The sequence below is a fragment of the Anaerolineales bacterium genome, assembly GCA_022866145.1.
Classification (GTDB): domain Bacteria; phylum Chloroflexota; class Anaerolineae; order Anaerolineales; family E44-bin32; genus PFL42.
The window spans coordinates 1-2,970 of the sequence record JALHUE010000514.1; the positions used below are offsets into that span (position 1 = coordinate 1).

Here is a 2,970-nt window from a genome sequence, read left to right on the forward strand (position 1 = left end):
AGCTATTTCGGGGTGTATCAGTTGGACGGCTCAAAGCTGGCCATCCAGCCCCAGGGGTCGACCATGATGGCCTGCCCCGAGTTGGTCACGGCCCAGGCTGAGGCCTTCACCGCGGGTCTCGGCTCCACCTCGACGTTCACCATCGAAGGGCAGAAGCTGGCCCTGAAGGACGCCAACGGGAAGGCGATCCTGACCTTCCAGGCGTCATCCCAAGATCTCGCGGGCACCACCTGGAACGCGATCGGCGTGAACAACGGGAAGCAGGCGGTCGTGAGCCTGGTCCTGGACACCGAAGTCACGGCCGTCTTCAACGACGACGGAACGGTGACGGGATCTGCCGGCTGCAACACGTACAACGCGCCCTACGAGCTCGAGGGCAAGCAGATCAAGATCGGCCCGGTGGCCACGACCCGCAAGTTCTGTGCTCAACCCGAAGGAGTTATGGAGCAGGAAACCGCCTACCTGGCGGCGCTGGAGAAAGCCACGACCTACGAGCTCGTCGGGACGAACCTGACGCTGGGCGACTCGCAGGGTGCGACCCAGGTCGAGTACGTGCGGCCGTAGGCCGCTTCCTCTGACCTGCTGCTGAAGGGACAGGTGCGAGGTGGCCGCAGGCATTTGCCTGCAGCCACTTGCGTTTCTCGGGCAAGTACGCCCGCCGCTGAGGCCTTGATTGGCCCCTACGCAGCCTGCCTGGGGAAGAGCTGGAAGGGTCTGGTTTTCACCGACCCGATCTACGAGGCCGAGGGCGCGAGCGGGAGGTCTACCGCCAGGGGTCGCCAAGCGTGTGGCATCCGGTCGCCCGTCATGCCTTGTCGCGCCCATGGCAGTTCTTGACTTTCTTCCCGCTGCCGCACGGACACAGATCGTTACGTCCGGCGCTGGCGAGCAGCGCTTGCAGATCTTCGTCCGCAACCCAGCGCATGACCTCCGACGGGGCGCGATTCTGGCGCAGCAGCTGCGACATCATCAGCATGGGCTGGTTGACGTGATGGAAGAACTGTTTGTAGCCGGCGCACAGATAGTTCAAACCCGGTTCGCCCTCCGGCGTTGTGATGCCCCCTTCGCCCTGCGGGCTGCGGGGTGCTTCGCAAAAGCGATCCTTCGGGCAGCCGCCGTGACAGGCAAAGCGCACGTCGCACTCCAGGCAGTACTTGGGGAGGGTGTCGAACTTGTCGCGGCCGAACTTGAGCTGCTGATCGGAGGCGATCAGTTCGATCATGGGCGTTTCTTGGATGTTGCCCAATCGGTACTTCGGCTCGACGAAGTGATCGCACGAGTACAGATCGCCATTGTGCTCCAGGGCCAGCGCCAAGCCACAGACCTTGCTATGCACGCATAGCCCCGGCGGCTCGCCATACCAGTTCGCCAGGGCCACGTCGAACATCTGAACGTAGACCGTGCCCACGTCGCGGCGTACCCACTCCTCGAAGACGCCGATCAAGAACGAGCCGTACTGCTCGGCCGTGACCGAGCGAGCGGTGACGAACGTACCCTCCTGCACGTACAGCGGCCGGTCGCGCCACGACGTCCACGTCACGTTGCCGACCTGACCGGGCGCCGGCTGAGCGGTCCGGAGGGCGGTGTCCGCCCGCTCGAGATCGGCTTTCCCGACGCGCTCGATAATGGGGATGAACTGCAGGAAGCGGGAGCCGCACTCGTCGCGCAAGAACCGGTACACTTCGCCCGGGTAGTCGGCGTTGGCGCGGTGTAGGGTCGTCAGAGTGTTGTATTCCACGCCATGTTTCTGCAAGAAGGCGAGACCCCGCATCACTCGATCGAACGTTGGTTGGCCCCCCTTGTCGAGGCGGTAGGCGTCGTGCATGGCGCCTGGGCCGTCGATGCTGATGCCCACCAGAAAGTTGTTCTTCTTGAAGAAGGCGGCCCACTCATCGTCAATCAACGTGCCGTTGGTCTGGATCGAATACTGCAAGACCATCCCCGGCCGGGAGTACTTCTGGGCGTAGTCGATGCTGCGTTGGAAGAAGTCCACGCCCATCAGGGTGGGCTCGCCGCCCTGCCAGGCGACCATCACCTCCGGTATCTGGTGGCCTTCGATCAGCTGGCGGATGTAGGTCTCCAGCATCTCATCGGCCATCCGAAAGCGACTGCCGGGGTAGAGCATCTCCTTCGACAGGAAGAAGCAGTAGGTGCAATCCAGGTTGCATACTGCGCCGGTGGGTTTGGCCAGCAGGTGAAAGGCTGGGGGCGCCTTTGTGGGCATGGTCGACATCGCTTCTCCTCGGACCCGTGATGGCAGCCGGATGCGCGTGCGGGCTCGGCCTTCCTGCAGGGAGCCCTCTGCTTGCAGGCTGTGCCACCTCTCCCATCGACAGCCTGGCACGCGCAGGTGCAGGTTCTCCGCGCCAATCATAACTTATCCGCACCTCGCTCCCTGCAGCCCAAACCGACTTCAGTAGGCAGCCCAGGGTCTGATCATCGAAATCATCCAAGAACGGGAGGTCATGTGGGCCGAATGACGGGGAAAGCCAGCAGGCCCATCGGCGCGGCATAGAAGGCGGTCTGTGGCGGCATCCCGGCGAGCTCGGCGAAGGCCATCCCCTCGGGGATGAGCTATGGCGCGACCGTCAACCCGGCGCTCAGATCGGAGCGCAGCCAGCTGCGATCGTGCCGCGACAGCCACCCCAGGATGGGCACGAAGCGAGCCAGGGAATGCGACTTCGAGCTCGTCGGGTTCCTTGCTGATGCAGCCATCGTGGGTTTCCCCCGGAAGGGGCTCGTCGATCCTACAAGACGATCTGGGGGGTGAGGGTGAACGACTTGCCTTACCGCTCAATTCCGTGGCCTCTGGAGGTCGACCCTGCGTGGGGAAGGCTAGCGTAGCGTTAGGTCGATCTGGGGAGTCTGTTGTCTGAGCCCGAGTCTGGTCAGAAGGGCGAGGCTATCTTCCAGGAGCACGATATCCCGGGTGGCTGGATCCACGCAACTCAAGCGGCTCCGATGGTCCGA

Annotated in this window: 2 protein-coding genes; one reads left to right on the forward strand and one right to left on the reverse strand. The window is 63.6% G+C overall.

Going from position 1 to position 2,970, the window contains the following annotated elements; translation table 11 throughout:
- A partial coding sequence (locus MUO23_14930) for an META domain-containing protein (GenBank protein MCJ7514245.1) occupies positions 1 to 564 on the forward strand: 564 nt, incomplete at its 5' end.
- Between the two features lie 241 nt (positions 565 to 805).
- Here the strand turns inward: MUO23_14930 and MUO23_14935 are convergent.
- A complete protein-coding gene (locus tag MUO23_14935) occupies positions 806 to 2,233 on the reverse strand; it encodes an anaerobic sulfatase maturase (GenBank protein ID MCJ7514246.1) in 1,428 nt (475 codons plus the stop codon).
- Positions 2,234 to 2,970 lie beyond the last annotated feature (737 nt).

Excerpts from the sequence above, each read along its gene's own strand:
- MUO23_14935 (MCJ7514246.1), bottom strand. The coding sequence starts at position 2,233 with ATGTCGACCATGCCCACAAAGGCGCCCCCAGCCTTTCACCTGCTGGCC.